Source organism: Nonomuraea sp. NPDC046570, from assembly GCF_040645915.1.
Lineage (GTDB): Bacteria > Actinomycetota > Actinomycetes > Streptosporangiales > Streptosporangiaceae > Nonomuraea.
Map to the genome: position 1 here is coordinate 22,679 of NZ_JBEYZF010000019.1, position 25,319 is coordinate 47,997.

28 protein-coding genes are annotated in these 25,319 nt (G+C 71.6%); 6 read left to right on the plus strand and 22 right to left on the minus strand.

Annotated features, from left to right (window positions below; all coding sequences use genetic code 11):
• Positions 1–51: 51 nt before the first annotated feature.
• The 11 genes from smc to ABZ911_RS26850 form a co-directional block, all read right to left on the minus strand.
• Positions 52–3,729 carry a chromosome segregation protein SMC gene (gene smc, locus ABZ911_RS26800; protein WP_358061391.1) on the minus strand — a complete coding sequence of 1,226 codons (3,678 nt, stop codon included), beginning with the start codon at positions 3,727–3,729 and terminating at the stop codon, positions 52–54.
• Positions 3,730–3,982: 253 nt separating this feature from the next.
• Positions 3,983–4,177, minus strand: coding sequence for a hypothetical protein (locus ABZ911_RS26805; protein ID WP_358061394.1), 195 nt, complete (start codon positions 4,175–4,177; stop codon positions 3,983–3,985).
• A 190-nt stretch (positions 4,178–4,367) separates the two neighbouring features.
• On the minus strand, positions 4,368–4,640 hold the full coding sequence (locus tag ABZ911_RS26810; RefSeq protein WP_358061397.1) for an acylphosphatase: 273 nt from the start codon (positions 4,638–4,640) through the stop codon (positions 4,368–4,370).
• Positions 4,637–5,482 carry a bifunctional DNA-formamidopyrimidine glycosylase/DNA-(apurinic or apyrimidinic site) lyase gene (gene mutM / locus ABZ911_RS26815; protein ID WP_358061400.1) on the minus strand — a complete coding sequence of 282 codons (846 nt, stop codon included), beginning with the start codon at positions 5,480–5,482 and terminating at the stop codon, positions 4,637–4,639. The genes ABZ911_RS26810 and mutM overlap by 4 nt, the downstream gene beginning before the upstream one ends.
• Positions 5,483–6,202 (minus strand): ribonuclease III, encoded by a 720-nt coding sequence (gene rnc, locus ABZ911_RS26820; RefSeq protein WP_358061729.1) that lies wholly within the window; start codon positions 6,200–6,202, stop codon positions 5,483–5,485. It abuts the gene before it with no gap.
• A 228-nt stretch (positions 6,203–6,430) separates the two neighbouring features.
• Positions 6,431–6,610 carry a 50S ribosomal protein L32 gene (gene rpmF, locus ABZ911_RS26825; protein WP_358061403.1) on the minus strand — a complete coding sequence of 60 codons (180 nt, stop codon included), beginning with the start codon at positions 6,608–6,610 and terminating at the stop codon, positions 6,431–6,433.
• Position 6,611: 1 nt separating this feature from the next.
• A complete protein-coding gene (locus ABZ911_RS26830; protein ID WP_358061405.1) occupies positions 6,612–7,163 on the minus strand; it encodes a YceD family protein in 552 nt (183 codons plus the stop codon).
• A 70-nt stretch (positions 7,164–7,233) separates the two neighbouring features.
• Positions 7,234–7,710, minus strand: coding sequence for a pantetheine-phosphate adenylyltransferase (gene coaD / locus ABZ911_RS26835; protein ID WP_358061408.1), 477 nt, complete (start codon positions 7,708–7,710; stop codon positions 7,234–7,236).
• A 26-nt stretch (positions 7,711–7,736) separates the two neighbouring features.
• Positions 7,737–8,303: a 16S rRNA (guanine(966)-N(2))-methyltransferase RsmD gene (gene rsmD, locus ABZ911_RS26840; RefSeq protein ID WP_358061411.1), complete on the minus strand. Its 567-nt coding sequence runs from the start codon at positions 8,301–8,303 to the stop codon at positions 7,737–7,739.
• A 296-nt stretch (positions 8,304–8,599) separates the two neighbouring features.
• Positions 8,600–10,786: an ATP-dependent DNA helicase RecG gene (recG, locus tag ABZ911_RS26845; RefSeq protein ID WP_358061414.1), complete on the minus strand. Its 2,187-nt coding sequence runs from the start codon at positions 10,784–10,786 to the stop codon at positions 8,600–8,602.
• A gap of 34 nt (positions 10,787–10,820) precedes the next feature.
• Positions 10,821–12,404 (minus strand): DAK2 domain-containing protein, encoded by a 1,584-nt coding sequence (locus ABZ911_RS26850; protein ID WP_358061417.1) that lies wholly within the window; start codon positions 12,402–12,404, stop codon positions 10,821–10,823.
• Between the two features lie 212 nt (positions 12,405–12,616).
• Between ABZ911_RS26850 and rpmB the strand changes: the two genes are divergently transcribed.
• The gene (rpmB, locus tag ABZ911_RS26855; protein WP_183656410.1) at positions 12,617–12,802 is read left to right on the plus strand and encodes a 50S ribosomal protein L28; all 186 of its coding nucleotides are present in this window, start codon (positions 12,617–12,619) and stop codon (positions 12,800–12,802) included.
• A gap of 67 nt (positions 12,803–12,869) precedes the next feature.
• On the opposite strand, the gene thiD is transcribed toward rpmB, so the two are convergent.
• From thiD to ABZ911_RS26870, 3 genes are all read right to left on the minus strand, one after another.
• Complete coding sequence (gene thiD / locus ABZ911_RS26860) at positions 12,870–13,664, minus strand: bifunctional hydroxymethylpyrimidine kinase/phosphomethylpyrimidine kinase (protein WP_358061420.1); 795 nt, start codon at positions 13,662–13,664, stop codon at positions 12,870–12,872.
• A 16-nt stretch (positions 13,665–13,680) separates the two neighbouring features.
• Complete coding sequence (locus tag ABZ911_RS26865) at positions 13,681–15,102, minus strand: hypothetical protein (protein ID WP_358061423.1); 1,422 nt, start codon at positions 15,100–15,102, stop codon at positions 13,681–13,683.
• Positions 15,103–15,377: 275 nt separating this feature from the next.
• Positions 15,378–16,331 carry a thiamine-phosphate kinase gene (locus ABZ911_RS26870; protein ID WP_358061426.1) on the minus strand — a complete coding sequence of 318 codons (954 nt, stop codon included), beginning with the start codon at positions 16,329–16,331 and terminating at the stop codon, positions 15,378–15,380.
• A gap of 47 nt (positions 16,332–16,378) precedes the next feature.
• Here ABZ911_RS26870 and ABZ911_RS26875 point away from each other — a divergent pair, with 47 nt between their 5' ends.
• A complete protein-coding gene (locus ABZ911_RS26875; RefSeq protein ID WP_358061429.1) occupies positions 16,379–16,612 on the plus strand; it encodes an Lrp/AsnC ligand binding domain-containing protein in 234 nt (77 codons plus the stop codon).
• 13 nt (positions 16,613–16,625) lie between these two features.
• Positions 16,626–17,060 (plus strand): DUF3515 family protein, encoded by a 435-nt coding sequence (locus ABZ911_RS26880; protein WP_358061433.1) that lies wholly within the window; start codon positions 16,626–16,628, stop codon positions 17,058–17,060.
• On the opposite strand, the gene ABZ911_RS26885 is transcribed toward ABZ911_RS26880, so the two are convergent.
• The 4 genes from ABZ911_RS26885 to ABZ911_RS26900 are packed head-to-tail and all read right to left on the minus strand — an operon-like array spanning position 17,043 to position 20,890.
• Positions 17,043–18,137: a D-alanine--D-alanine ligase family protein gene (locus ABZ911_RS26885; protein WP_358061436.1), complete on the minus strand. Its 1,095-nt coding sequence runs from the start codon at positions 18,135–18,137 to the stop codon at positions 17,043–17,045. The two genes, ABZ911_RS26880 and ABZ911_RS26885, sit on opposite strands and share 18 nt — an antisense overlap.
• 22 nt (positions 18,138–18,159) lie before the next feature.
• Positions 18,160–19,152: a PLP-dependent transferase gene (locus tag ABZ911_RS26890; protein WP_358061439.1), complete on the minus strand. Its 993-nt coding sequence runs from the start codon at positions 19,150–19,152 to the stop codon at positions 18,160–18,162.
• Positions 19,149–20,159, minus strand: a complete 1,011-nt coding sequence (locus tag ABZ911_RS26895) for an NAD(P)H-dependent glycerol-3-phosphate dehydrogenase (protein WP_358061442.1) — start codon at positions 20,157–20,159, stop codon at positions 19,149–19,151. Before ABZ911_RS26895 ends, ABZ911_RS26890 begins: the two co-directional genes overlap by 4 nt.
• Before the next feature lie 20 nt (positions 20,160–20,179).
• On the minus strand, positions 20,180–20,890 hold the full coding sequence (locus tag ABZ911_RS26900) for a lysophospholipid acyltransferase family protein (RefSeq protein WP_358061445.1): 711 nt from the start codon (positions 20,888–20,890) through the stop codon (positions 20,180–20,182).
• A gap of 77 nt (positions 20,891–20,967) precedes the next feature.
• Here ABZ911_RS26900 and cofC point away from each other — a divergent pair, with 77 nt between their 5' ends.
• Together cofC and ABZ911_RS26910 are read left to right on the plus strand one after the other, a co-directional pair.
• On the plus strand, positions 20,968–21,612 hold the full coding sequence (cofC, locus tag ABZ911_RS26905; protein ID WP_358061448.1) for a 2-phospho-L-lactate guanylyltransferase: 645 nt from the start codon (positions 20,968–20,970) through the stop codon (positions 21,610–21,612).
• A 19-nt stretch (positions 21,613–21,631) separates the two neighbouring features.
• On the plus strand, positions 21,632–21,835 hold the full coding sequence (locus ABZ911_RS26910) for a hypothetical protein (protein WP_358061451.1): 204 nt from the start codon (positions 21,632–21,634) through the stop codon (positions 21,833–21,835).
• Between the two features lie 46 nt (positions 21,836–21,881).
• On the opposite strand, the gene ABZ911_RS26915 is transcribed toward ABZ911_RS26910, so the two are convergent.
• From ABZ911_RS26915 to leuC, 4 genes are all read right to left on the minus strand, one after another.
• Complete coding sequence (locus tag ABZ911_RS26915) at positions 21,882–22,181, minus strand: HU family DNA-binding protein (RefSeq protein WP_358061454.1); 300 nt, start codon at positions 22,179–22,181, stop codon at positions 21,882–21,884.
• 94 nt (positions 22,182–22,275) lie between these two features.
• Positions 22,276–22,527, minus strand: coding sequence for a hypothetical protein (locus ABZ911_RS26920; RefSeq protein WP_358061457.1), 252 nt, complete (start codon positions 22,525–22,527; stop codon positions 22,276–22,278).
• On the minus strand, positions 22,506–23,093 hold the full coding sequence (leuD, locus tag ABZ911_RS26925; RefSeq protein WP_358061460.1) for a 3-isopropylmalate dehydratase small subunit: 588 nt from the start codon (positions 23,091–23,093) through the stop codon (positions 22,506–22,508). The genes ABZ911_RS26920 and leuD overlap by 22 nt, the downstream gene beginning before the upstream one ends.
• Positions 23,094–23,104: 11 nt before the next feature.
• A complete protein-coding gene (leuC, locus tag ABZ911_RS26930; protein WP_358061463.1) occupies positions 23,105–24,493 on the minus strand; it encodes a 3-isopropylmalate dehydratase large subunit in 1,389 nt (462 codons plus the stop codon).
• Between the two features lie 72 nt (positions 24,494–24,565).
• On the opposite strand from leuC, the gene ABZ911_RS26935 reads away from it, so the two are divergent.
• Positions 24,566–25,282 carry an IclR family transcriptional regulator gene (locus ABZ911_RS26935; protein WP_358061466.1) on the plus strand — a complete coding sequence of 239 codons (717 nt, stop codon included), beginning with the start codon at positions 24,566–24,568 and terminating at the stop codon, positions 25,280–25,282.
• The last annotated feature ends 37 nt before the right edge of the window (positions 25,283–25,319 follow it).

Here is a 25,319-nt window from a genome sequence, read left to right on the forward strand (position 1 = left end):
CGGGATGCTCACACCGTGCCACCCTCTGATGACGATCCCTGAACGTCTGTTTTAGGCGGTTTCCCGTTCGCGCAGGCGCTGACTGACCACCTGGGTGACACCGTCACCGCGCATCGAGACACCGTACAGCGCGTCGGCGATCTCCATGGTCCGCTTGTTGTGCGTGATGACGATGAGCTGAGAGCTCTGCCGCAACTCCTCGAACAGCCGCAACAGCCGCTGCGTGTTGGTGTCGTCGAGCGCCGCCTCGACCTCGTCCATCACGTAGAACGGCGAGGGCCTGGCCTTGAAGATGGAGATCAGGAACGCCACCGCGGTCAGCGACCGCTCACCACCGGACAGCAGCGACAGCCGCTTGACCTTCTTGCCCGGCGGCCTGGCCTCCACCTCGATGCCGGTGGTCAGCATGTCGGACGGGTCGGTGAGGATCAGCCGCCCGTCCCCGCCGGGGAAGACCCGGCCGAAGATCTGCTCGAACTCGCGGGCGACGTCCTCGTAGGCGGAGGAGAACATCTGCTCCACCCGGTCGTCGACCTCCTTGACCACGGTCAGCAGGTCGCGCCTGGTCTTCTTGAGGTCCTCCAGCTGCGAGGTCAGGAACGCGTGCCGCTCCTCCAGCGCCGCGAACTCCTCCAGCGCCAGCGGGTTCACCTTGCCGAGCTGCGTCATCTGCCGCTCAGCGATCCGCGCCCGCCTCTCCTGCTCCTCCCGCACGTACGGCACCGGCGGATCGCCAGGCACCTCCACCTGCGGGCCGTACTCGGCGACCAGGTCCCCGGCCTCGACCCCGAACTCGTCCATCACCCGCTGCTCGATCTGCTCCAGGCGCATCCGCTGCTCGGTACGGGACACCTCGCTGCCGTGCACCCGGTTGACCAGCTTGTCCAGCTCCTGGGTCAGCTCCCGCACCCGCACCCGGACCTGCTTGAGCTCGGCGTCGATGGCCACCCTGGCCAGGTCGGCCTCGTCGCGCTCGCGGCCCGCCCGCTCGATCGACCCGGCCAGCGCGCGCAGCACCAGCCTGGCGCCGCGCGCCACCGCCTCGGCGACCACGGCCTGCCTCCGGCGCCGCTCCCGCTGGGCCGCCGCGGTCAGCCGCTCCTGGCGCTCGCGCCGGGCCGCGTTCAGCAGGCCCTCGGCGCGGCCCGCGATGCCCTTGACCCGCTCCTCGGCGGTGCGCACCTGCAGGCGCGCCTCCATCTCGGCCTGCCTGGCGACCTGGCAGAGGTCGGCCAGCTCGTCGCGGACCTCGGTGGTGGGCTCGGCCTCCAGCTCCTGGGCGTACTCCGCCTCGGCGAGCTGGATCTCCAGCTCCGACAGCCGCTCGCGGCCCTCGTCACGGGCGTCCTCCGCGGCCTTCACGCCTGCGGCCAGGCGCTCGCGCTCGTCGGCGGCGGCCTTGGCGGCGGCGCCGAGCTGGGCCAGCCGTCTGGCGGCGGCCGCGTTGCGCTGGTCGGCCTCCCGCTGACGGGCTCTGACCTGGTCGAGCGCGGTCTGGGCGGCGTTGACGCCCGCCTGCGCGGTGCCCGCGGCGCTCTGTGCCTCGTTCACGTGGGCCTGAGCCGTCTCCAGGGCCGCCTGGGCGGCCACCTCGGCCTCCGTGGCCTCGTCCAGGACGGCGGCGGTCTGCCCGGCCCGCTCGCGGGCCTCCTCCAGGTCGGCGACGGCGTCGTCGAGCGCGGCCCGCACCTGCAGGACGGACGTGCCGCCCTCGGACCCGCCGGAGGCCAGGTGAGCGCCCACCAGATCGCCACCCCGGGTGACGGCGCGCAGGTCGGAGCGTTCCTCGACGATCCGCCGCGCCGTGTCGAGATCGTCCGTCACGACCACACCGGCCAGCAGCCGGTCGAGCGCGCCGCGCAACTCCCCGGGCACCCCGACCAGCCCGGCCGCCCACTCCGTCCCGTGAGGTGCCGCAGCGGCGGCGACCGCTCCCGGCCCTGCCGCGATCACCAGGGTGGCGCGGCCCGCTTCCTTCGCCTTGAGGTGCTCCAGGGCGTCGACGGCCGCCGGGACCGACGCGACGGCGACGGCTTCGGCCGCGGGGCCGAGCACCGCCGCGATCGCCAGTTCGGCGCCCGGTTTCACGGTCATCGAGGCGGCCAGCGGGCCCAGCAGGCCGTCGAGGCCGGCGCCGAGCAGTGCGGCGCCTCCGTCGGCGCCCTTGGCCAAGCTCATCTCCAGCGCCTCGCACCGGGCCTGAAGGGCCGCGACGGCTCGTTGGGCCTCCTGGTCGGCGGCGCGGGCCGTACCGACGCCGGAGGTGGCGGCGCGGAGGGAGGTCCGGGGGGCGACGAGGGCCGACCTGGCGGTGTCCACCGCGCGGCGGGCGTCGTCGGCGATCTCCCTGGCCGCATCCAGGGTCGCCTCGGCGACCGCGAGCTCCTCGGCCAGCGCGGGATCGGCGGCGGGGTCCTCGCTCTCGGAGGCCTCGAAGTCGTCCTTGGCCCGCTGGGCGCGCTGCGCGGCCTCCTCGACGGACCGGGTGAGCCGCCCGATCTCCTCCTCGGCCGCGCGCGCCCGGCTACGCGCCGAGTCGACCTGGCCGCGCAGCCGGGCCAGGCCCTCGCGCCGGTCGGCCGCCGCCCGCGCCGCAAGCGCCAGCCTGCGCTCCTCGGCGCCCAGCTCCTCCTCGGCCTCGGTCCGCCGCTGTACGGCCTGCTCCAGCGCCTCCTGGGCCTGCTCCAGCTCCTCGGTGAGGACCCGCTCGCGCTCGCGCGCCTCGGCGGCCTCGCGCTCCAGCTCCTCGGGGTCGCGCCCGCGCCGCTCGATCGAGGCGGCGTCGAGCGCGTGGCGGTGCCGCTCGGCGGCGAGCTGCTCCAGGCCGGTGATCCGCTCGCGCAGCGAGGAAAGTGTGAAATATGTCTCCTGGGCGGCGGACAGCCGGGGCTGCGCCTCGGCCTCGGCGGCCTCCAGGGCGGCCTCGCGCCGCTGCCCCTCGGCCAGCTCCGCCTCCACCTGCGCCCGCCTGGCCAGGATCGCCGCCTCGTCGGCCGCCTCCCGCTCCAGCGTCTCGCGCAGGATGCCGACGTCGTCGGCGAGCAGCCGCAGCCGGGCGTCGCGCAGGTCGGCCTGGATGACGGCCGCCTTGCGGGCGATCTCCGCCTGGCGGCCGAGCGGCTTGAGCTGGCGGCGCAGCTCGGTGGCCAGGTCCTGGACGCGGGCCAGGTTGGCCTGCATCGCGTCCAGCTTGCGGAGCGCCTTCTCCTTGCGCTTGCGGTGCTTCAGCACGCCCGCGGCCTCCTCGATGAAGGCCCTGCGGTCCTCGGGACCGGCGTGCAGGACGGCGTCGAGCTGCCCCTGGCCGACGATGACGTGCATCTCGCGGCCGATGCCCGAGTCGGACAGCAGCTCCTGGATGTCGAGCAGGCGGCAGGTGTCGCCGTTGATGGCGTACTCGCTCTGGCCGGACCTGAACATCAGGCGGCTGATCGTCACCTCGGTGTAGTCGATCGGCAGCGCGCCGTCGGTGTTGTCGATGGTGAGGGTGACCTCGGCGCGGCCGAGGGGCGGCCGGCTGGAGGTGCCGGCGAAGATGACGTCCTCCATCTTGCCGCCGCGCAGCGACTTGGCGCTGTGCTCGCCCATGACCCAGGCCAGGGCGTCGACGACATTGGACTTGCCCGAGCCGTTGGGGCCCACGACGCAGGTGATGCCGGGCTCGAAACGCAGGGCGGTGGCGGAGGCGAAGGACTTGAAGCCGCGCAGGGTGAGGGTCTTCAAGTACACAGACCGCCCCTTCCCGAATCGACTGCGGAAAGCCTACTGGCCCTGTCCGACATTCGCCGGTGGAGCGGGGGTGTCGGGCCGCCGCGTCAAGAGAAGGTTTCCGGAACGTGGCCGATTGTGTACGCTGCGCAGCATGCGATTCCCGCTGGCACACAGTCGCTTCCGGTCAGGGGTGCATAAGAAAAGCCCCTTATCGGGGCAAATAGCGAGGGACGCCTCTCCGAGACGTCCCTGGATGTTGCGTTCCGACCTCTCAGGTGAGAGCCGGCTCGCGCTCCTGCAAGCGACTGAACGCCTCGTCGCGGGTCTGCGCCGCAAGAGCGTCATTCTGGGCCTGGAGTCGGATGAGTTCTGCCTCCAGGTCCCGGATTCGCTGCTGCAGGCGGCGCATCTCCGAGACCATCCGAGGGTCAGGACCGCCGACGTGGCCGAGTAGAGCCTTCGCCATGGTAAAGGGTCCTCCACGCTGAGTGACCAGACTGGTTCGCGCACTTCTGTTCCGCGGGAGGGGTGCGCGTGGTACCTAACAAGAGTCGCACCGGCAGTGTGGGCGGTCAAGTCGAACGCTCCGCCTGGGCCTACCGTTGGGCACTCTCGGGACATAACTATACCCTATTTGGAGGGTTTAAGGGAAGCGGCTATCGCTCCGCGAAGCCCTCCAGGCCACCTCGGGCTTCACTCCATCTTTCCACCACTCCATCCACCCTGCCAGGGGTGTCGCAACCTCTGAGCAGGCCGAGCAGCTTGACGCAGGCCTCTTCTGAGCCCTCCGCAACTATTTCCACCCGGCCGTCGGCGGTATTGCGCGCCCAGCCGGTGAGACCGAGCTCCAGCGCCCTGGCCCTGGTCCACCAGCGGAAACCCACACCCTGGACCCGGCCCCGGGCCCAGGCGGTCAGCCGGACGCTCATCGTGGCCTCCTCTGGCATCGGGGACAGCTGTAGGAGGAGCGGTTCATGAACGGGTCGCGCCGGATCGGCGTGCCGCAGCGGGAACACGCCTGGTCGCGCCTGCCGTACACCTCCAGGGAGCGGTCGAAGTAGCCGCTCTCGCCGTTGACGTTCACGTACAGGCTGTCGAAGGAGGTGCCGCCCTGCTGGAGGGCGGCGCCCATGACCTCGCGGACCGCCGCCAGCAATTCAGTGATCTTCGGTCTGGTCAGCGTCTCGGTGGGCCTGGCCCAGTGCAGCCTGGCCAGCCAGAGCGCCTCGTCGGCGTAGATGTTGCCGACGCCGCTGATCAGCGACTGGTCGAGCAGCGCGCGCTTGATCTCGGTGCGTCTGGCGCGCAGCCGCCTGGCGAACTCCGCCTCGTCGAAGGCGGCCTCGAACGGGTCAGGGGCGATGTGCGCGATCGGCTCGGGGACGCCGCCGACCATCGCGGTCAGCATCACGTGGCCGAAGGTGCGCTGGTCGACGAAGCGCAGGTCGGGGCCGCCGTCCTCGAAGCTCAGGCGCACCCGCAGATGCTTCTCCGCGGGCGAGTCAGGCTCGACCACGAGGAGTTGGCCGCTCATGCCCAGGTGGGCCAGGATCGCCTCCTCGGAGGAGGCCAGCGGCAGCCAGAGGTACTTGCCGCGCCGCTCGGCCGAGGCGATCATCCGGCCGGCCAGGCGCCTGACGAACTCGTCGGCGCCCGTCAGATGCCGCCTGATCGCGCGCGGATGCAGGACCTCGGCCTTCGAGATCGTCCGCCCGGTGACCCACTGCGCGAGGCCACGGCGGACGACCTCGACTTCCGGAAGCTCGGGCACCTAGCCCGCCGGCTGGCTCTCGCGCTGCTCGCGGCGGGCCCTGATGCGGGTCCAGGCCGCCTCGGCGGCCTGCTGCTCGGCCTCCTTCTTGCTGCGCCCGTTGCCCGAGCCGTACGCCTCGCCGCCGACGCGCACGACGGCGGTGAAGGACTTGGCGTGGTCGGGCCCGCTCTCCTCGACGTGGTACTCGGGCACGCCGAGCGCCTCGGAGGCGGTGAGCTCCTGCAGCGAGGTCTTCCAGTCGAGACCGGCGCCCAGCGAGGCCGAACGGGTGATCAGCGGGTCGAACAGCAGGTGCACGACCCGGAACGCCTCGTCCAGGCCCATGTCGACGTAGACGGCGCCGATCAGCGCTTCGAGGGTGTCGGCCAGGATCGACGACTTGTCGCGGCCGCCGGTGCCCTCCTCGCCCCTGCCGAGCCGCATGAAACGGCCGAGCCCGAGCGTGCGCGCCACGTCGGCGAGGGCGCGCATGTTGACCACCGCGGCCCGCAGCTTGGCCAGCTGGCCTTCGGGCAGGTCGGGATGGTTGCGGTAGAGGGTGTCGGTGACGACGAGCCCCAGCACCGAGTCGCCCAGGAACTCCAGGCGCTCGTTGGTGGGCAGGCCACCGTTCTCGTACGCGTACGAGCGGTGCGTCAGCGCCCGCTCAAGAATGTCCGGGTCGAGCCTTGCGGACAGCACCCGCTCCAGCTCGTCCCTGGCGACCTCCACGGCCACCGGCTTAGGACCTGCGCCCACGACTTCCTCCTCGGACCTCTCTCTTTCCGTCACGGCAGGGCGCGCAGGCGAAGGAACTGAGAGATGCCCGAAAACGTGGTGGGCGTCGGGGGCGAGCCCCGGCGTCCACCACGGCCGCGGGCGAACCGCCGCCACACGCACCTGAGACGGTAACGCCGACCGGGGCACAATGGCACCCGGTCGGCATCACGTCAACTCATGGCGTGATCAGGCAGACGGCTCGACAACCTGACGACGGTTGTAGGTGCCGCAGCTGGGGCACGCGATGTGCGGCTGCTTCGGCGAGCGGCACTGAGGGCAGCTCACCAGCGCGACAGCAGTCGTCTTCCACTGGGCGCGGCGGGAGCGGGTGTTGCTCCGCGACATCTTCCGCTTCGGGACGGCCACGTCAGCTCTCCTGATCGTTATTGTTCTCGGAAACCAGGCCCTGCAACGACGCCCAGCGAGCGTCGATCTTCTCGTGCCGGTGGTCGTCGCCGGCTTCCGCCAGCTTGACCCCGCATTCCACACAGAGCCCCGGGCAGTCTTCCCTGCAGACGGGGCTCAACGGCAGTGCGAGCACCACCGCGTCGCGGAACGTCGGCTCGAGGTCGAGCAGTTCGCCGTCGAGCAGTGAGTCGTCCTCCGAGGCGTCCTCGGCGGAGTAGAAGAACAGCTCCTGCAGGTTGACCTCGATCTCAGAGGTCAACGGGTCGAGGCACCGCCCGCACTCCCCGCTGAGCGGGGCCTGCGCCGTGCCCGAGACGAGCACGCCTTCCATCACTGCTTCGAGCCGGAGATCCAGCTCGACTTCGGCGTCCTTGGGAACGCCGATCATGTCGACGCCGAGATCTGCCGATGCCGGGAGGGTCAGAGTCATCTGGCGCATCGACCCAGGCCGTCTGCCCAGGTCATGGGTGGAGATCACCCACGGGGCGCGGGGGTCGAGGTGCTGAGTCATCCTGCTCTCGCTAGGCATGGCGAAACGTCGCCGTCGTACAAGGCCGAGTAGACACGATACCAGGCGCCGGTCAGCCCCTGAGACGCTCGACGAGCAGCTTGTGCACCAAGTCGGGGACAAGTCCCGAGACATCTCCGCCGTAGCGGGCGATCTCTTTCACCCTGCTTGAGCTCAAGAAAGAGTATTCCGGATTTGTCGGCATGAACAATGTCTCAACGCCGGACAGCCGATAGTTGAGCTGAGCCATCTGCAACTCGTAGTCGAAGTCGCTGACCACCCTGATCCCCTTGACGATCGCGGGGATGTCGTTGCTCCGGCAGAAGTCGACGAGCAGGCCGTGGAACTTCTCCACCCGCACGTTGTCGTACTGCCTGGTGACGGTGTTGAGGATGTCCACCCGTTCGTCGACGGTGAACAGGCTGCTCTTCTCCACGTTGATCAGGATGGCGACCGTCACCTCGTCGTACAGCCGGGCAGCCCGGCCGATGATGTCGAGGTGACCGTTGGTGATGGGGTCGAACGACCCCGGGCAGACTACGCGGCGCAAGACGCCTCCCATTTTCTGGCCCAGGTCTACGGGTTCCCGGCGGCGCGACCGTACCAAACGGACGCTTCACCATAACGACGGACCCTCTCTCCCATATACCCCGGGGGCCAGGCGAGGTCGTCGCCCCTGGTCTCCCGCTCGAAGGCGACCAGCGCGTCCTCGGCCAGCCAGCCGTTGTCGCGCAGCAGTTCCAGCACCGCGGTCACCTGCCCGCCGGTGACCACGTAGGGCGGGTCCGCGAAGACGACGTCGTACGGCTCCTCGCACGGCTTGCCCAGCACCCGCTCCACCCGGTCGGCCACCACCTGCGCGCCCGGAAGCCCCAGGGCCGACACGTTCGCCTTGATCGTGCGCACGGCCTTGGCGTCCGACTCCACCAGCAGCGCGTGCGCCGCCCCCCGCGACAGCGCCTCCAGGCCGACCGCCCCCGAACCGGCGTACAGATCCATCACCCGGGCCCCGTCCAGCCCGTGCAGCGAGCCCAAGGTCGAGAAGATCCCTTCTCTTGCCCTGTCACTGGTAGGCCTCGTCCCGCGCCCCGGCGGAACGGCCAGCCGCCGCCCACCCGCGCTCCCGGCGATGATCCGCGTCATGCGCCCCATTCTTACGCATGTCATCGCAGGTCAAGAGTGGCCAAGTGTCGCCCTCGAATACGCAAGGGTCGTAGCCATCACCCCGGACGGCCCGCATGATGAGTCTTGCGGCCTTCGAGGTGACCCACACGAAGGCCGACCGGCGTGATCGTGAGCCCTTCCGCACGCCGGTTCTCTCGGCACCTGACCCGGGAGATGGGCCCAGCCGGGGACGGCATTCGGGGGGAGGCCGTCCCCGCCGCTGGGCTTTCAGAAGGGCGTCTCGCAGGGCGAGGCCATCCGGGCCTCGCCCGCGATCAGGTCTTCTCCAGATACTCGGCCCGGTCGTCCGCCAGCAGGCGGGTGATCTCGGCGTTCAGCGCGGGATGCGCGGACAGGTCCGGGTCGTCCGCCAGCAGCGCCTCGGCCTCCTCACGGGCCGTCACGATCACTTCCTCGTCGCGGAGCAACTGGAGCATCTTCAGCGACGAGCGCTTGCCCGACTGCGCCGCGCCCAGCACGTCGCCCTCCCTGCGCTGCTCCAGGTCGACCCGGGAGAGCTCGAACCCGTCGAGTGTGGCGGCGACGGCGTCCAGCCTGGCCCGCGCGGGCGTGTTCTCCGGGAAGTCGGACACCAGCAGGCACAACCCGGGCAACCCGCCCCGCCCCACCCGCCCGCGCAACTGGTGCAGCTGGGAGACCCCGAACCGGTCCGCGTCCATGATGATCATCACTGACGAGTTGGGCACGTCCACCCCCACCTCGATCACCGTGGTCGCGACCAGCACGTCCACCTCCCCCTTGGTGAACGCGCGCATGATCGCGTCCTTCTCGTCGGGCTGCAGCTTGCCGTGCAGCACCGACACGCGCAGCCCGTGCAGCGGCCCGCCGGCCAGCATCTCGGCCACCTCCAGCACCGCCAGCGGCGGCCTGCGCTCGTCGTCGGCGGCCGACAGGTCGCCCTCGTCGCCCTCCAGGTCGCCGATGCGCGGGCAGACGATGTAGGCCTGCCGCCCCAGCCCCACCTCCTCGCGCACCCGCTCCCAGGTGCGCTCCAGGAAGTGCGGCTTCTCCGCGGCGGGCACCACGTGCGTGGTGATCGGCGCGCGCCCCGACGGGAGCTGGGACAGCGTGGAGACCTCCAGGTCGCCGAAGACGGTCATCGCGACCGTACGCGGGATCGGCGTCGCCGTCATGACCAGCACGTGCGGGCGCCCTCCCCCGGCCTTCTCGCGCAGCGCGTCACGCTGCTCCACGCCGAACCGGTGCTGCTCGTCGACCACGACCAGGCCGAGGTCGGCGAACTGCACGTGCTCCTGCAGCAGGGCGTGCGTGCCGACGACGATGCCGGCCGTGCCCGAGGCCGCGTCCAGCAGGGCGGACCTGCGCGCCGCCGTGCCCATCGACCCGGTCAGCAGGGCCACCGCGGTGCCGCCGAACATGCCGCCGGCGGCCAGGTCGCCCAGCATCGCGGTGATCGAGCGGTGGTGCTGCTGGGCCAGCACCTCGGTGGGCGCGAGCAGCACCGCCTGCCCGCCCGCGTCCACCACCTGCAGCATCGCGCGCAGCGCCACGATCGTCTTGCCCGCGCCCACCTCGCCCTGCAGCAGGCGGTGCATGGGGTGCTCGCGGGCCAGGTCGCCGGCGATCTCCTCGCCCACCGCGCTCTGCCCCTCGGTCAGCGTGAACGGCAGCCGCCCGTCGAAGTCGGACAGCAGCCCGCCCGCCCGCCGCGGGCGCGCCTTGGCCGGCCAGGCGACCGCGGCCTGCCTGCGCTGCAGCAGTACGGCCTGCAGCACGAACGCCTCGTCGAACTTCAGCCGCTTGCGCGCCCGCTGCACGTCGCCGAAGTCCCTGGGCCGGTGGATCGCCTCCAGCGCGTCGCCCAGCCCCGGCAGGCCGTGGCGGGTCCGCAGCGTGGCGGGCAGCGGGTCCTCCAGCGGGCCGAGGGTGTCGAGCACGACCCCGATCGCGCGCCTGATCGCCCACGGCGTCAGGTCCTTGCCCGCCGGGTAGATCGGCACCGGCGCGACGGCGAACTCGGCCGCGCTCGCCTCGCTCTCCTCGAACAGCTCGAACTCCGGGTGCGAGAGCTGCCAGCGCCGGTTCGCCGACGAGCCGAACGCGCCGACCTTGCCGGCGAACATGCCGCGCCGCCCGGTCTTCAGCCGCGCCTCGGCCACGTGCGAGCCCTTGCCGAAGAAGGACAGGTAGATCTTGTTGCGGTCGCCGTCGACGACCTCGACCTCCAGCCAGGTGCCGCCCCGGTTGCGCATCGGCTTGCGCATCATCCTGGTGACCTCGCCGACCACGGTGACGTGCTCGTCGACCTCCAGCGAGTCGAGCGAGGTCAGCTCGCCGCGCTCGGCGTAGCGGCGGGGGTAGTGCCGCAGCAGGTCGCCGACCGTGCGCAGGTCCAGCACCCCGGTCAGCAGCTTGGCCGTCTTCGGATCCAGCGCCTTGGTCAGGGGCTCGTCGAAACGGCTCTGCGTACGCTCGCTCACGTAGACCAGTTCTACCGTCTTCGGGCGACAGAATTCACTCGACACCGATGAGCAGCGGGTAACCGGCCTGCGCGCCGGTGTACACGACGAGCTCCACCTCGGGCCTGGTCGCGCGCAGGTGGTCCTCGACCGCCTCGGCCAGCCGTACCGGTGCCTGATCGCCGGTGACCAGGGTGACCAGTTCGCCGCCGCCCGCCACCATCATCTCCACGAGTTGGACGGCCACCTCGGGCAGGCCCGGTCCGATCACCGCGACGTCCCCGTCGATGAGGCCGAGGACCTCGCCCGGCCGGCACAGGCCCGCGCTGGTGAAGGCCACCCGGTCGGCGACCGTGAGGTGCCCGTGGCGGGTGTGGCCGGCCGCGTCGGTCATGGCGACGACGTCGTCGTCGAACCGGCGCAGCGGATCGTGTACGGCCAGCGCGGACAGCCCCTGCACGGTCGCCTTCGTGGGCAGCACGCTCACCGCGGTGCCGTGCTCGCGGGCGATCTCGGCGGCGGCGACCGCGACCGCCCGGACGCCCTCGTCGTTCGGCAGGACGGCCACCTCGCTGCCCGCCTCGCGGATGGCGGCCAGCAGCGCGGGCAGCGGCGGGCTCGCCCCGGGCTCCCTGCGCACCACCACCGCCCCGCACTCCTCGAACAGGGCGGCGATCCCGTCGCCCGCCGCCACGGCGACCACGCCCCTGCGGTCGCTCGCGCGGTGCGTGCGCTCCGGCGCGGCCAGGTAGGTGACCCTGATCCGGTGCGGCCGTCCGGCGCGCATCGCCGCCTCGATGGCCGGTCCGGCGTCGTCGACGTGCACGTGCACGTTCCACAGTCCCTCGCCGCCGACGACCACCAGCGAGTCGCCCATCCCGTCGAGCTCACCGCGCAGCCTCGCGACCGCGTCGTCCTCGGCGTCGAGCAGGTACATCACCTCGTACCCCGCCTCCGGCCCGGACGTCGGCGTGATCCGCGCGGTCGGGGCGGGCACGTCGTGGCGCTGACTGTAGGAATCCGTGATCACCGCCGCGAGCGACTCCAGGATGATCACCAGACCGGCCCCGCCCGCGTCCACGACCCCGCTCCGGGCCAGCACATCCAGTTGCTCGGGGGTGCGCCCGAGCGCCGCCCTTGCCTGCTCGGCCGCCGCCCGCGCCACCATGCCCAGCCCGGCCGGCGCCTGAGCCGGGGCGTCTCCGGTCTCCCGCGCCGCCTGGGCCGCGGCACTCAGGACGCTCAGGACCGTGCCCTCGACCGGCCTGGCCACCGCGGCCCTGGCCAGTGCCGCCGCCCGCACCAGGCCGCCGGCCAAATCGGCCGCCGAGCCGTCGCCTGCCTTGAACACCTCGGCCAGACCGCGCAGCGCCTGGCTGACGATCACTCCCGAGTTGCCCCTGGCGCCGACCAGCGCGCCGTACGCCAGGGTCTGCCAGACCACGGCGGCGTCCACGTCGTCGGGCAGGGACTCGACCGCCTCGGCGGCCGACAGCATGGTCAGGTGGAGGTTCGTGCCGGTGTCGCCGTCGGCGACGGGGAAGACGTTGAGCGCGTCGATCTCCGCTCTGGCCCGGCCGAGGGTGTCGGCCGTCAGCCTGGCCCAACGGCGTACCGCGAGCGGGTCGAGAACCTCCATACGCGCGCTCCGACCTCCCCCGATGCGCTACCGTTGTGGAGGAGAATATCCCTGTTCGCCGGGATGCCGCAGGCAGCCCTCGGCGGCTTCACGTTGGCACCCACCCGTGTGGATCGGATATCCTTTTCTGGCTAGCCGGTTGTCCCGGCATGCCCTCCGCCGGATCAGATCGCGGACAGGGGGGCTTCTTCGACCGTAATAAGGAGCGAACCGTGGCTTCCGTCTGCGATGTCTGCCGCAAGGGGCCGACCTTCGGCAACAACGTGTCCCACTCCCACCGCCGCACCCGTCGTCGTTGGAACCCCAACATTCAGACGGTCCGCGCGGTCGTCGGCGGCACGCCGAAGAAGATGAACGTGTGCACCTCGTGCATCAAGGCGGGCAAGGTCACCCGCTAGTTCAGGACTTTCGCGAAGCCCGGCCCTCTCCTGGGGGCCGGGCTTTCGCGTTGCCCGAGACCAGGGGTCAGCGCCAGCGCCAGGCGTGGTCCACCGGGCCGATGCCCGCGCCCAGCGGGTAGCCATGGGCGATCGCGCCGGTGACGTACACCTTGGCCAGGCGCACCGACTCGGGGACGGTCTCGCCCAGGGCCAGGTAGGACGCGATCGCGGAGGCCAGGGTGCAGCCGGTGCCGTGGGTGTGGCGGTTGTCGTGGCGTTCGGCGGTGAAGCGGTACTCCCGCTCGCCGTCCGTCAGCAGGTCGACGGGCTCACCGGGCAGGTGGCCGCCCTTGATCAGCGCCCAGGCGGGTCCGAGTTCCAGGATCGCGTCGGCCGCCTTGCGCAGGCCGGACTCGTCCTCCACCTTGACCGAGGTGAGCTGCTCCACCTCCCACAGGTTCGGCGTGACGACGGTCGCGACCGGCAGCAGCCGGGTCTTCACCGTGTCGACCGCCTCGGGGGCCAGCAGCGGGTCGCCGTGCTTGGACACGCCCACGGGATCCACCACCACGGGCGCGCCCGCCCCGGCCAGCGCCTCGGCCACCGTCTCCACCAGCACCGGCGAGGCCAGCATGCCCGTCTTGATCGCCTGGGCGCCGATGTCGCCGAGCACCGAGTCGAGCTGGGCCCGTACGGCCTCGGCGGGCAGTTCCCAGTACCCCTGGACGCCCAGGGAGTTCTGCGCGGTGACGGCGGCGATCACGCTCATGCCGTGGACGCCGAGCGCGAGCATCGTCTTCAGGTCGGCCTGGATGCCCGCGCCGCCCCCGGAATCGGAGCCGGCGACGGTGAGGACGCGGGGAGGGGTCGAAACGGTCATGTCCCCATCCAACCACTCAGGCGAGGGCACACTTCCCGCCGGACAGCTCGCAGGTGGCGGGGGGCGCGGCCTCGCCGTACGCGTGGATCGTGACCTGGAGGCGGGCGCCCTCGGCGAGTTCGTCGATCGATTCGAGGACCAGCGTTCCGCCGTCCTGACGCCACTCCGCGCCGTCGACCTCCAGGATCTCGCCGCCGACGGGCAGGCTGAGCTCGAAGCCCGGCAGCGGCGCGGTGGAGGCGTTGGCGACCCGCAGTTCGGCGGTGTACCCGGCGAGCTGGTTGTTGACCACGTCGAACCCGACGTTCACCGCGGCGCCGCCCACGTTCATGCTCTGCGGCTGGACCGGCGTGGTCGGCTCCTGCACCGGCGGCGCCACCGTGGCGGAGCCGCCGTCGTCGCCTCCCTTGTCCATGTCCGGGCCGGTCCAGGGGGTCTCGCTCGACTCCGGCGACGGGTCCGGGTCGGACACCTCGGTCGCCTTCGGCTCGGGGGTGGGGTTGGCCGTCTGCTTCCTGGTGCGGGTGGGGGTGGGCTGAGGCGCGACGGTACGGCGTGGCGTACGCGCCGTGGTGGTGGGTTCCTGTTTGGTGGGCGACGGATCGGCCTCCACGGGCTCCTCGGCCGGTTCCTCCTCTTCCTCCACGAGCGGCCCGCTCACTCCGGGCGAGGGCTGGTTGGAGGACATCACCGCGCAGGCGCTGCCCTCGCACTTCTCGGGCGTGTCCCCCGCGCCGCTCACCAGGCGTACGCCGATGACGGTACCGCCCAGCACGACCGCGACGGCGGCGACGGCCAGCAGCGCCATGCGGCTCCTGCCGCCCGGGGCACGCTCGTCGGCCCACTCACCGTCGGGGGACGGCGGACGACGGCGGCCACGCCTCCTGCGCGACCCCTTGCCGTCGCCCTTGTCGTCCTCCGCCCAGCTCGCGTCGTCGTCGGACCATCCCGAGCCGAGGAATCCCGTCTCGGCCGGCCGGTCGTCGTCGTCCCACGAGGGCGACGCCATGGCCGTCGTGGGCCCGCCGGCGACCAGCCGGTCCGCGGGGCCCGGCGGTCCGCCCGGGGTGTCGAAGGCGGCGGTCGCGCCGTGGGCGTCCGGCGCGTCGAGCGGGGTGGGCGCGCCGAAGACGGCCGTGGAGCCGTAGGGATCCCGGGCGTCGTACGGCTTGGAGCCGCTGTCGGGGTCGGCCGCGCGGTGCGGCGGCAGCGGCGGGGCCGGGGCCCACTGGCCGGTCACCTCGATCTGGTCGGGCGGCAGGGGCCAGCCCGGCTGCGGCGGGTCGGCCGGGACGGGAGCCGCCGCCCAGGCCCCGGTCTGATGAGGGTCGCCCCCCGGCGGCGCCTGGGGCGCCGGGGCCCACGCGCCGGTCCTGTGCGGATCGGCGGACGGGTCCGCGGCCTGCCAGGGGCCGCTCTCGGGCGGGTTCTGAACCATGAAAGCCCCGGTGGTCACCGGGTTCTGTGAAGCGGAGTCAAGCGGAAGGGACCACGTCGCGGCGGGGTCGGTGGCGGTACGGAAGTCCGCCTCCTGAGCGTCTTCGGACCTGCGACTCCCCCGTTTACGCGAGTTCTCTGATCCACCAGTGCCGTGGCGGCCCATGACTGCCCTTTCTGCCGGGTACATTGGCCGCCCATCTTCATAACATCTTTACTACGCGCTTGTCACAGCTTTCACCTGAGTATCTACCTTTATCGGGCAAGTGGGACATCTCACTGTCGGAAGTGATCCCAGCCCTTAAGCTCGATCACCCGCCCTCTGACCTGCACACCTTCGCCCTCCACGACCCGGCCCACGACCGTCCAGTGCGCCGGGAGCCGTACATCGGCGGGAAAGACCGCCGCGAGCGCGTGGTCCTCCCCGCCCGCGAGCACCCAGTCCAGCGGATCGGCCCCGAGCTCCTTCGCCGCCGCCACCACCGCCTCGCCCAGCGGAAACGCCGCGGGATCGAGCTCGATCCCCACCCCGCCGGCCTCCGCCAGATGCCCCAGGTCCTGCACCAGCCCATCGCTGACATCGAGCATCGCGCTCGCCCCGAGCTCCGCCGCCTCAGGCCCCTTGTCGTACGGCGGACGCGGCCTCCGATGGGCGTCCACCGCCTCCCCCTCCAGCCCGGCCTCCAGCAGGGCCAGCCCCGCCGCGGCATGCCCAAGCCGCCCGGTGACGGCCACGACCTGCCCGGGACGGGCCCCGGACCTGGTCACAGGGGCACGCCCGCCCAGGTCGCCCAGCGCGGTCACACCGAGCACCACCAGGTCACAGCGGGTGACATCCCCGCCGACCACACTGGCCCCCACCACCGCGCACTCATCACGCAACCCGTCGGCCAGCCCGTCCACCCACTCGGCGGGCAGATCCGCCGGGAGCCCCAGCCCGACCACCAGTGACGTGGGAACCGCGCCCATAGCGGCGATGTCAGAAAGATTCTGCGCCGCCGCCTTCCTGCCCACGTCGTACGCGCTGGACCAATTGCGGCGAAAGTGCCTACCCTCAAGCAAAAGGTCCGTTGACACTACGACGCGTCCATCGGGGGCGTTCACCACCGCGGCGTCGTCTCCAGGGCCGAGCAGCACGCTCGCCCCTTGCGGCAGACGTCCGGTTATACGCGCTACTACAACGAATTCGCCTAGATCTCCGACTGTGATGACACACCTCCAGTTGCCCACAGGGTACGGTGGCCGTTCGGCGTGATCCAATCGCCCAGGAGGACGTAATGGTGCAGGCCTACATCCTTATTCAGACCGAGGTCGGCAAGGCCGCCACGGTGGCCACCGAGATCTCCGCGATCCCCGGGGTCACCCAGGCGGAGGACGTGACCGGCCCCTACGACGTCATCGTGCGCGCCGAAGCCCGCAACGTGGATGAGCTGGGCAAGCTGGTCGTCGCCCAGATTCAGGGAGTGGAGGGGATCACGCGTACGCTTACGTGCCCCATCGTTCACATCTAGTAGGTCATTGAGCATGAAGTCGAGCGCTGCCGTCCTGTTGCTGGTTCTCGCCCTGGCGGGGTGCGGCGGTGCCGTACAGATCACGCCGCCGGAGCCCGAGGGCGCGGCGGCGGCGGCCTGTGAGAAGCTCGGCGGGCTGCTGCCGCGGACCCTCGACGGCGCCGCCAAGGGCGAGACGACGCCCGCCTCACCGTACGTCGCGGTGTGGGGTGAGGCGGAGATCGCGCTGCGCTGCGGTGTGCCGCGCCCACAGCGGATGGCCCCCACCGACCAGCTCTCGGAGATCAACGGGGTGGGCTGGTACGCCGATCCGACCACCCCCACCCTGTTCACCGCCATCACCGGCGTCGCCTACGTCGAGGTGACGATCGCGCGCAGCCACACCGCGCCCAGCGTGCTGGTGGACCTGGCCGCGCCGATCAACCAGGCCCTACCGCAGGCCGGGTGAGCGCCTGAGGGCGAGCTGCAGCAGCCGCTCGACCAGCTCGGCGTAGCTGAGCCCGGTCGCCGCCCAGAGCTGCGGCGCGACCGACAGCGAGGTGAAGCCGGGCATGGTATTGATCTCGTTGAGCAGGATCCGGCCGTCGGCGGTGTAGAAGAAGTCGACCCGCGACAGCCCCTCGCAGCCCAGCGCCTCGAACGCGCGCACGGCCATCGCCCTGATCTCCTCGGCCTTCTCGGCCGGCAGGTCGGCGGGCACCGACAGCGACATCTGGTCGGGGTAGTACTTGGCCTCGAAGTCGAAGAACTCCTGCCCGCCCTCGACCAGCACCTCGCCGGGCAGGGACGCGGCCGGGCGCTCGTCGCCGAGCGACTCCAGCACCGCGCACTCGATCTCCCGGCCCACGATCGCGGCCTCGACCAGCACCTTGGGGTCGTGCTCGCGGGCCAGCTCGACGGCCGCCTCCAGGGAGGCGCGATCGTGCGCCTTGGAGATGCCCCGGCTGGACCCGGCGCGGGCGGGCTTGACGAAGACCGGCCAGCCCAGCTCCTCGACCTCCTTGACCACCCGGTCCCTCTCCAGCCGCCAGTCGCGCTCGCGGACCACCACGTAGCGGCCGACCGGCAGCCCCTCGGCGGCCAAAACCGTCTTCATGTACGCCTTGTCCATACCGACCGCGCTGGCCAGCACGCCCGAGCCGACATAGCGGACCCCGGCCATCTCCAGCAGGCCCTGGATGGTGCCGTCCTCGGCGAACGGGCCGTGCATGACGGGGAAGACCACGTCGACGGAGCCCAGCTCGACGGGGATGGCGCCGGGCTCGTAGGCCACCAGCGTGCTCTCCCCGGACGGCAGCGCCAGGGCGGCGCCAGAGGTGTCCACCGTGGGCAGTTCCCCGCCCTCGATGGCGTAGCGCTGGTCACCGGCCGCGAGCACCCACCGCCCGTCCTGGGCGATCCCGATGGGGATCACCTCGTATCTGGTGGTGTCGATCGCTTCCAGAACGCTACCGGCTCCCATGAGGGAGACGGCGTGCTCCGAGTTGCGACCCCCGAAAACGACCGCGACGCGTGGCTTGCTCATGAGGTCCGAATCTACCGGCCAGTCACACAGACAGCGAGTCCAGCGCGCGAGTGACGTCGGCGATCAGGTCTTCGGCGTCCTCCAGGCCGAGCGAGAAGCGCACCGAATCGCCGAGGGGCACGGCCCTGGTACGCGGCCCGCCGGGCGCCGGGTTCGGCTCGGCCAGGCGCAGCCCCTTGACCAGCACGCCCGCGTCGCCCGCCGGGGTGACGGTCACGCAGGTGCCGAACCGGGTGCCCTCGGGGCCGGAGTCGAACAGTCGCCGGGCGAGCTGGTGCCCGGGGTGGCCGGGCAGTCCCGGGTAGCCGACGTGACGCACCTGGGGGTGCTTGGCGATCGCGGCGGCGAACACCATCGCCGTGGAGCACATCCGCCTGACCCGCAGCGGCAGCGTGCCGAGCCCCAGGCAGAGCCGGGCGGCCTCGGCGGGCGACAGCGAACCGCCCAGGTCGCCGCAGACCCGGCGCAGGCGGCCGATCAGGTCGGGCCGTCCGGTCACCACGCCGCCCGCGCAGTCGCCGCCGCCGAGCAGCGCCTCGGCGGCGTGCAGGACGAGGTCGGCGCCGTGTTCGAGCGGCCGGCAGACCACCGGGGTGGCCAGCGTGGAGTCGACCACGAGCAGTGCGCCGGCCTGGCGGGCGATCCGGTAGAGGCTGCGGATGTCGGCGACCGAGGTCGAGGGGTCGGCCAGCGTCTCGGCGTAGAGGATCTTGGTGGTGGGTTTGATCGCCTGCCGTACCCGGGTCAGGTCGGTGACGTCGACGAAGTCGGCGCTCACCCCGAACCGGGCCAGCACGTTGGCGAGCACGCCCGCGCCCGGCGCGGGGGCCACCACGTGCGTGCCGCCGCGCAGGAACGTCGTGGTCACCGCGGCGAAGGCGGCGCGGCCCGAGGCGAACGCCTGGCCCGCGACGTCCTCGGGGGCGGCGGCGCCTTCCAGGGAGGCCACCGCGGCGGCGAAGTCGTCGGCGCGGGCGGCAGCGACGGCCCTGGTGTTCTCGCCCGCCCGCCTCACACGCCGTACCGTTCGGGCTTCGGCGTCCGCGACATCAGCAGCATCCCCGCCTCCTGCGGGGACATTCCGTCGTGCACGACCGCCACCACGACCTCGGTGATCGGCATCTCCACGCCGTGCTTGGTGGCCAGCTCCAGCACCGACTCGCAGGACTTCACGCCCTCGGCGGTCTGCCGGGTGGCGGCGACGACCTCGGCCAGCGTCATGCCCTTGCCGAGGTTCTCGCCGAAGGTGCGGTTGCGCGACAGCGGCGAGATGCAGGTGGCCACCAGGTCGCCCATGCCGGCCAGACCGGCGAAGGTGTGCGGGTCGGCGCCCAGCGCCGCGCCCAGGCGGGAGATCTCGGCCAGCCCGCGGGTCATCAGCATCGCGCCCACGTTGTCGCCCATGCCCATGCCCGCCGCCACGCCCACGGCCAGCGCGATCACGTTCTTCACCGCGCCGCCCAGCTCCACGCCCACGACGTCGGGGTTGGTGTAGGGGCGGAACCACGGCGGCACGTGGCAGGCCTCCTGCAGCCGCTCCATCGTGCGCTCGTCGGAGCAGGCGACCACGGCCGCGGCGGGCTGTCCCCTGACGATCTCACCGACCAGGTTGGGCCCCGACACCACCGCCACCCGCTCCTGCGGCACCTCGGCCACCTCGCAGATGACCTCGCTCATCCGCTTGGTGGTGCCCAGCTCCACACCCTTCATCAGGCTCACCAGGACGGCGTCCGGCGGCAGGTGCGGCTTCCAGGCGATCAGGTTCCCGCGCAGCGTCTGCGACGGTACGGCGAGCACCACGAAGTCGGCGCCGCGCAGCGCCTCCACCGGATCGGTGGTCGCCCGCAGCGACTCGGGCAGCGCCACCCCGGGCAGGTAGTCGGGGTTCTCGTGCCTGCTGTCGATCGCCTCGACCACCTCGGCGCGGCGACCCCACAGGGTCGTCCGGGTCCCGGCTCGGGCGAGAATCATGGCGAACGTGGTGCCCCACGAGCCGGTGCCGAAAACGGCGGCCTTGGTCATTTCATCACCGTACGCCGAAGTCAGGAGTGAGCGGGATCAAAAGGGGTCTCCGGGGCCTTCTCCCCGCGCAGCTCGGCCAACTGCGCGGTGATCGCCGCCATGATGTCAGCCGTCGCGTCGCGCAGCACCTCCCCGGCGATCGGCAGGCCCTGGTACTTCGACAGGTCGACGGGCGGCCCCACCGACACCTTGAAGGTCTTGCGCGGGAACAGGCGCGGCCGCTTCTCCCCGTACGGCAGCAGCTCCTGCGAGCCCCAGTGGGCCACCGGGATCACCGTCGCCCCGCTCCGCAGGGCCAGCCGGGAGGCACCCGTCTTGCCGACCATCGGCCACAGCTCGGGGTCGCGGGTACAGGTGCCCTCCGGGTAGAACATGATCGCGCCCCCGTCGCGCAGCCGCCGCTCGGAGATCTCCAGCGACCTGGCCGCCTCGGTGCTGCCGCGCTCGACGGGAATGGCCAGCAGCGAGCGCACCGCGTGCCCGAGCAGCGGCACCCTGAACACCGCGGCCTTGGCCAGGATGATCGGCCACCTGCCGTTGTTGTAGAGGAAGTGCGAGATCAGCACGGGATCGGTCCACGACAGGTGGTTGGTCGCGATGATCACGCCGCCGGACCTGGGCAGCCGCTCGGCATGCCGCCAGTCCTTCCTGACCAGGAGCCAGGAGAGCGGCCTGACGATCACGACGGCGAAGGTCTCCCAGAAGCGCGACGGTCGACTCGGGCGGCTCATGACTCCTCCAGGACAAGCGGTACGCCCCAAGTCTCCCGGTTGGCCGCCGGAGATGTCGAGGCGGGATGCTTAAGCCTATGAACAACCGCTGGTCACTGGTCATCCCGGTGAAGACGCTGGTCGCGGCGAAGACGCGGCTGGCCGCCGCCGCCGGGCCGCTCCGTTCGCGGCTGGCCGTCGCGGTCGCCTGCGACACGGTCTCGGCCGCGCTGGCCTGCCCGCCGGTGGCCCGGGTGATCGTGGTGACCGCGGACCCGGCCGCGGCGGGCCCGCTGGCCGCGCTCGGCGCCGACGTGGTCCACGACCCTGACCGCGGCCTCAACACCGCCCTGCGGACCGGGGCCGCGCATGCCGTACGGCTGGCGCCCGGCGACGCGGTCGGCGCCCTGCAGGCCGACCTGCCCGCCCTGCGCCCCGCCGAACTGGCGATCGTGCTGGCCGCGGCCGCGGACTTCGACCAGGCGTTCCTGCCCGACGCCCTCGACGTCGGCACCACGTTCTACGGGGTACGGCCCGGCGTCCCCTTCACCCCGGGCTTCGGCGGCGAGTCACGGGCCAGGCACCTGGCCGCCGGCGCCAAGGAGCTCTGCCCGGACGGCGTCGAGTCGGTCAGGCGGGACGTGGACACCCCCGGCGACCTGCGCGCGGCGATCGCGCTCGGCCTGGGCCGGCACACTGCGGCCGTGGTCGCCGAGCTGGGATTCTCGCCCGCGGAGGGGTGATGCGCTTACGCTGGTCGGCGTGCAGGCCACGGTACGCAGCTTCGACCAGGCGACCCGCTCCGGGTCGGTGTTCCTCGACGACGGGAGCGTGCTGGAGTTCGGCGCCCCGGCCTTCGACGCGGGGCCGCTGCGGCTGCTGCGCACCGGCCAGCGGGTGAATCTCGTGGTGCGGGACGGCCGGATCTCCTACGTCACGTTGTCGACTTTCCCGATCCCGGAATGAGGAACGCCCGGACTCCCGACGGAATCCGGGCGTACGGCCTCGGCTGCTACTTCTTCTTGTGGAGCTTCTTGCCGCCGATGTTCACCAGTTCCTTGAAGTCGGATCCCGGGCGGAACTTGGGCGCCCAACTCTCGGCCACTTTGATCTCGGCACCGGTCGAGGGGTTCCTCGCCGAACGAGCCGGCTTGTGAACCATCTCGAACGCGCCGAAGCCCGTGATCGAGACCTTGTCGCCGCTCGCGACCGCCTTCTGCACCGCTTCGAGCACCGCGTTGACCGCCTCGGTGGCCGTCTTCTTGTCGCCCACCCGGTCGGCGATGGCGTCGACGAGTTCCCGCTTGTTCATCTAGCTCCCCCTGTTATGGCTCGGGGTTCCAGCTCACGAGTTCTTCCGTAGAAACCCCTTACGCGCTCGAAATTAAGCGGGATCGCAGGCTCAATCAATCACCGAGCGTGTTTTGGTGACCGCGCGGCGTGTCGGAATCGGCGTCCAGTCCGGCAAGAAACGCTTCCAGGCGGGCTGAGGCGCGGTCGGGATCGCGCTTGGCGAGGTCGCATATCGCCAGATATCTACGGGCCAGCCGCTCCTTCTCCGGAGCGGCCACGGGCAGCGCGCGAACACGGCGGTGCGCTTCGCGCAACCGCCGTGCCAGCGTGTCTTCTTCGTCTTCTAGACGGTCGTCGGCAGCCATGGCTGCCGACCATTCTCGTACGTGGCGATGTCGTCGGCGTGACGCAGGGTCAGACCGATGTCGTCGAGGCCCTCCAGCAGCCGCCAGCGGGTGTAGTCGTCGATCTCGAAGCCGACGGCCTCCGCCGCCCACCTGACCTCGCGCCCGACCAGGTCGACGGTCACCTGGAGGGTGGGGTCGGCCTCGACGGCGGCCTGCAGCGCCTCGACCTTCTCACCCGGCAGGATGACCGGCAGCAGGCCCATCTTGGTGGAGTTGTTGCGGAAGATGTCGCCGAACCTGGCGGCGATCACGGCGCGGAAGCCGTACTGCTGCAGCGCCCAGACGGCGTGCTCGCGGGAGGAGCCGGTGCCGAAGTCGGGGCCCGAGACCAGCACCGAGGCGCCCGCGTAGGCCGGGTCGTTCAGCACGAAGGACGGGTCCTCGCGCCAGGCGGCGAACAGGCCGCGCTCGAAGCCGGTGCGGCTGACCTGCTTGAGCCAGACGGCCGGGATGATCTGGTCGGTGTCGACGTTGCTGCGGCGCAGCGGCACCGCCGTACCGGTGTGGGTGGTGAAGGCGTCCATCTCAGGTTCTCCTAGGCCAGGTCGGCGGGGGCGGTCAGGCGGCCGGTGACCGCGGTCGCGGCGGCGACCTGCGGCGAGACAAGGTGGGTGCGGCCACCCTTGCCCTGGCGGCCCTCGAAGTTGCGGTTGGAGGTCGAGGCGCTGCGCTCGCCGGGGGCGAGAGTGTCCGGGTTCATGCCCAGGCACATCGAGCAGCCCGCCTCGCGCCACTCGGCGCCCGCGGCCTTGAACACCTCGTGCAGGCCCTCCTGCTCGGCCTGCAGCTTGACCAGCATCGAGCCCGGCACGATCAGCGTGCGGGTCTTCACCTGGCGCCCGCGCAGGATGCCGGCGGCGGCGCGCAGGTCCTCCAGGCGGCCGTTGGTGCACGAGCCGACGAAGACCGTGTCGACCTCGATCTCGCGCAGCGGCGTGCCCGCGCTCAGCCCCATGTACTCCAGCGCCCGCTCAGCGGCCGACCGCTCAACCGGATCGGCGAACTGCCCGGGATCCGGTACGGCGGCGCCCAGCGGCAGCCCCTGCCCCGGGTTGGTGCCCCAGGTGACGAACGGCGTCAGCGTCGTGGCGTCGATCTCCACGACCTTGTCGAACACGGCGTCGTCGTCGGTGCGCAGCGACCTCCAGTGCTCGACCGCCCGGTCCCAGTCCTCGCCCTGCGGCGCGTGCGGGCGGCCCTTGAGGTAGTCGAACGTGGTCTCGTCGGGCGCGATCATGCCCGCCCTGGCGCCGGCCTCGATGGACATGTTGCAGACCGTCATGCGGCCTTCCATGGACAGCCCGCGCACCGCCTCGCCGCGGTACTCCACGATGTAGCCCTGGCCGCCGCCGGTGCCGATCTGGGCGATGATGGCCAGGATGAGGTCCTTGGCGGTGACGCCGACGGGCAGCTCGCCGGAGACCTCGATGGCCATGGTCTTGGGCCGGTAGGCGGGCAGCGTCTGAGTGGCCAGCACGTGCTCCACCTCGGAGGTGCCGATGCCGAACGCGATGCCGCCGAAGGCGCCGTGCGTGGAGGTGTGAGAATCCCCACACACGATCGTCATGCCCGGCTGGGTCAGGCCGAACTGCGGGCCGATGATGTGCACCACGCCCTGCCCGGCGTCGCCCATCGGGTGCAGCCTGAGGCCGAACTCGGCGGCGTTCTTGCGCAGCGTCTCGACCTGGGCCTTGGAGACCGGGTCGGAGATCGGGCCGCGCACGGTCGGCACGTTGTGGTCCTCGGTGGCGATGGTGAGGTCGGGCCGCCGCACGGTCCTGCCGGCGAGACGGAGACCGTCGAACGCCTGCGGGCTGGTCACCTCGTGGATGAGGTGCAGGTCGATGTAGAGCAGGTCGGGTTCACCGTCGGCACGTCGCACGACGTGCTGCTCCCAGACCTTCTCGGCCAGTGTGCGGCCCATGCTGTCGCCTCCTTGCGATCTCACTGAGCACCCGACTTGCCTTCTCATATGTTGGGACGGCAGTATCGGGTTATGGACAACTCTAGCGGAGTCGGCGTACTCGACAAGGCCGTTCTCGTGCTCAACGCCCTCGAAGCCGGCCCTGCCTCCCTCGCTCAGCTCGTTCAGGCCACCGGATTGGCCAGGCCGACCGCCCACCGCCTGGCCGTCGCACTGGAGCACCACCGCATCGTCTCCCGCGACACGCAGGGTCGTTTCGTCCTCGGTCCGCGGCTCTCCGAGTTGTCCACGGCCGCCGGCGAGGACCGTCTGCTCGCCGTCGCCTCGCCGGTGTTGATCCAGCTCAGGGATGTCACCGGGGAGAGCGCCCAGCTCTACCGCCGCCAGGGTGACGAGCGCGTGTGCGTGGCCGCCGCCGAGCGGTCCAGCGGGTTGCGCGACACCGTGCCCGTGGGCTCGGCGCTGCCGATGACGGCCGGATCGGCCGCGCAGATCCTGCTCGCGTGGGAGGAGCCCGACCGGCTGCACCGGGGGCTGCGCGGCGCCAAGTTCACCGCCGCGACCCTGGCCAGCGTACGCCGCCGGGGCTGGGCGCACAGCGTGGGCGAGCGGGAGCAGGGCGTGGCCAGCGTCTCGGCGGCCATCAGGGGCAACGGCGGCAAGGTCATCGCCTCCGTCTCGGTGTCGGGGCCGATCGAGCGGCTGACCAGGACGCCGGGCCGGATGCACGCCGTACCGGTGATGGCCGCGGCCGAGCGGATCACCGAGGCGATGCGCCGGGCAAGCTGAGCCGATCCGGATTTTTCGTGATCAGTGCTCCAGGTAT

Excerpts from the sequence above, each read along its gene's own strand:
- ABZ911_RS26805 (WP_358061394.1), bottom strand. The coding sequence starts at position 4,177 with ATGGCGAAGGCTCTACTCGGCCACGTCGGCGGTCCTGACCCTCGGATG.
- ABZ911_RS26810 (WP_358061397.1), bottom strand. The coding sequence starts at position 4,640 with ATGAGCGTCCGGCTGACCGCCTGGGCCCGGGGCCGGGTCCAGGGTGTG.
- ABZ911_RS26830 (WP_358061405.1), bottom strand. The coding sequence starts at position 7,163 with ATGACTCAGCACCTCGACCCCCGCGCCCCGTGGGTGATCTCCACCCAT.
- rsmD (WP_358061411.1), bottom strand. The coding sequence starts at position 8,303 with ATGACGCGGATCATCGCCGGGAGCGCGGGTGGGCGGCGGCTGGCCGTT.
- ABZ911_RS26850 (WP_358061417.1), bottom strand. The coding sequence starts at position 12,404 with ATGGAGGTTCTCGACCCGCTCGCGGTACGCCGTTGGGCCAGGCTGACG.
- thiD (WP_358061420.1), bottom strand. The coding sequence starts at position 13,664 with ATGACCGTTTCGACCCCTCCCCGCGTCCTCACCGTCGCCGGCTCCGAT.
- ABZ911_RS26865 (WP_358061423.1), bottom strand. The coding sequence starts at position 15,102 with ATGGTTCAGAACCCGCCCGAGAGCGGCCCCTGGCAGGCCGCGGACCCG.
- ABZ911_RS26875 (WP_358061429.1), top strand. The coding sequence starts at position 16,379 with ATGGTGCAGGCCTACATCCTTATTCAGACCGAGGTCGGCAAGGCCGCC.
- ABZ911_RS26880 (WP_358061433.1), top strand. The coding sequence starts at position 16,626 with ATGAAGTCGAGCGCTGCCGTCCTGTTGCTGGTTCTCGCCCTGGCGGGG.
- ABZ911_RS26885 (WP_358061436.1), bottom strand. The coding sequence starts at position 18,137 with ATGAGCAAGCCACGCGTCGCGGTCGTTTTCGGGGGTCGCAACTCGGAG.
- ABZ911_RS26895 (WP_358061442.1), bottom strand. The coding sequence starts at position 20,159 with ATGACCAAGGCCGCCGTTTTCGGCACCGGCTCGTGGGGCACCACGTTC.
- ABZ911_RS26900 (WP_358061445.1), bottom strand. The coding sequence starts at position 20,890 with ATGAGCCGCCCGAGTCGACCGTCGCGCTTCTGGGAGACCTTCGCCGTC.
- cofC (WP_358061448.1), top strand. The coding sequence starts at position 20,968 with ATGAACAACCGCTGGTCACTGGTCATCCCGGTGAAGACGCTGGTCGCG.
- ABZ911_RS26915 (WP_358061454.1), bottom strand. The coding sequence starts at position 22,181 with ATGAACAAGCGGGAACTCGTCGACGCCATCGCCGACCGGGTGGGCGAC.
- ABZ911_RS26920 (WP_358061457.1), bottom strand. The coding sequence starts at position 22,527 with ATGGCTGCCGACGACCGTCTAGAAGACGAAGAAGACACGCTGGCACGG.
- leuD (WP_358061460.1), bottom strand. The coding sequence starts at position 23,093 with ATGGACGCCTTCACCACCCACACCGGTACGGCGGTGCCGCTGCGCCGC.
- leuC (WP_358061463.1), bottom strand. The coding sequence starts at position 24,493 with ATGGGCCGCACACTGGCCGAGAAGGTCTGGGAGCAGCACGTCGTGCGA.
- ABZ911_RS26935 (WP_358061466.1), top strand. The coding sequence starts at position 24,566 with ATGGACAACTCTAGCGGAGTCGGCGTACTCGACAAGGCCGTTCTCGTG.